Consider the following 1,890-nt stretch of genomic DNA (forward strand, 5'->3'; position numbering starts at 1 on the left):
CCAAAGCCTGGCAATACCCAGGAACCGTACCTCCAAGCGCCACTGTGCGGTCGAGGAGAAGCGGCAGGACACGGCAGGACACGGCAGGCCGTACCGACGAAGGCAGCATCACGCACTTTGGCTAGCGAGCGAAAACCCAGGCCCTTGTGGCGAACCAGAGACGGCGCGAAGCGAACTCATCAGCAAGCACGCGAGGCCCAGCCGGACAACAGGCTGACGAGACACAGGACCGGACGGCGGCGTCGAAGTCCTGCAGTGCAGCGCGCGAGTCAGCGGGGTACATCGTTCGTGCCAGGTAGGTGGCTTGCGGGGCCAGACAGTATTTAGTGAGCGCGAAGAGGCCGTGCGAGGAGGTGGATGCGAGTGCGTGTTCAACTGAGCCGATTCTGGCGCATATCTTATCCACAGTCTCGGTGGCGCCGCGGCGGCAAAAGTCTGGGGTGCCCACGGGGACACCACCCACCTCAATACCGGCATCCGCGATCGGGATACCGGCGACCGTGCGGAGCTGGCGGCCGCCAACGACGATCTGGCCGGCCAGGTGCTGCAGGCTATTGCGATTAAGCGCGACAGTCCGGCCCTACGCGCGGATGGCCTCGAAGAGTTGTGGGGTCGCTGGTGCAAACACGAACGTGTCGTCGAAGTAGGCGCGCGCACACGCCACCCCGGGAGCGGCATCCAGGACCTGCAGCTCCGGAAGTGAAGCGACGGCGTACGCTGATGGAAACGACGGCATGCCCTGGCGGCCACTATGCTCGGACTTGAAGGGAGCTAGCTCACCACCATGTACGAGGTCGCCGGCGGGCCCGAGTGACGCAGCAAGCAAGCACTCGAGCCGGGCAATCTCGCCACCAGCCGCAAGGCGGCGCTCAATGACCGTGGCCCGCTCGATGCGGTTGAACGCGTTGGCCTCGTCCAGCTTGACGACCACCCAGTCAGGGTGTTGTTCAAGAAGCACCGCGTGCGGCACCGAGTCGAACCGATTGCAATCGGCCGCACGAGAGGCGCAGAGGCGGGCGACTCGGACGGGGACTTGATTATGGCCATCAGGCGCTCGCCGGCGCAGTACCCGTAGTACCAAGGAGGCATCTCGCCTTTGACGTAGGCTGACTCGATCTCGTCGACCAAGCCCATGACCTGTTGGGCCTTGGGGTCCGAGAATTCGTTGGCAAGGACGGATAACGGCTCGGTGATGAGCTTGTCGGGACCGCCGCATGACGACGCAGCGACCGATAGGTCTCGGTGAGGTCGAGCGCGACGCGAGGCGGAACGGGCGCAGCACGCGAGAGACTGCCGCCAGCGGCCTGGCGCGTTCTGGATGGGGGCGAGCTAGCTGAGCGATGACGGCGGGATCATGTGCATTCGCGACACCCAAGCTCGTGATGAGATGGGTGGCGTGCGAGAGCTCGCCCGCCCGAATGAGCGTCAACGCATGCGCCACCGTGGACGAGGGAGCCGGCCGAGGCCCACGCCTATTGGCTTTAGCCACGTCCACCATGAAGGTCTCGACGAGGCTCTCGTAGTCGCCGCGATCCCAGGCGTCAAACCGTGCGTGCACAGCGGCGGTTCCCCTCACCACCACGGGTGGCGCGGAAGAAAAGTAAGTGCAGCACGATGTACCACTTGAGCGCGCGGTCCGCCTCGAGATCGGTACGTGCTCGCTTCCACATCAGGATCACGTCGACCACCGCCTTCGCCCAGGCGGTCGAACGTGGGGGGTGATCGGACAGGTATGGAGCGACGCCAGGTCCAGCTCGTCGATGAAAGGAGCGGCGGCGGGTGCCCGGATAGGGCGGGAACGTGGCTGCGACTTGGGCGGCGGCAGCCGAAGCGGTGGCCGTGGCGGCGGCCCGGTCCGCAGCAGCGGCAACGGAGGCGGCGCGCGCTCGG

Annotated in this window: 2 protein-coding genes; both read right to left on the reverse strand. The window is 65.9% G+C overall.

Going from position 1 to position 1,890, the window contains the following annotated elements; translation table 11 throughout:
- Nucleotides 1-580: 580 nt before the first annotated feature.
- A complete protein-coding gene (locus AAGA68_27465; GenBank protein MEM9388810.1) occupies nucleotides 581-958 on the reverse strand; it encodes a hypothetical protein in 378 nt (125 codons plus the stop codon).
- Between the two features lie 583 nt (nucleotides 959-1,541).
- Nucleotides 1,542-1,890: hypothetical protein (locus AAGA68_27470; protein MEM9388811.1), on the reverse strand; the 349-nt coding region annotated here is incomplete at its 5' end.

The sequence above is a fragment of the Pseudomonadota bacterium genome (assembly GCA_039193195.1).
Lineage (GTDB): Bacteria > Pseudomonadota > Gammaproteobacteria > Steroidobacterales > JBCBZW01 > JBCBZW01.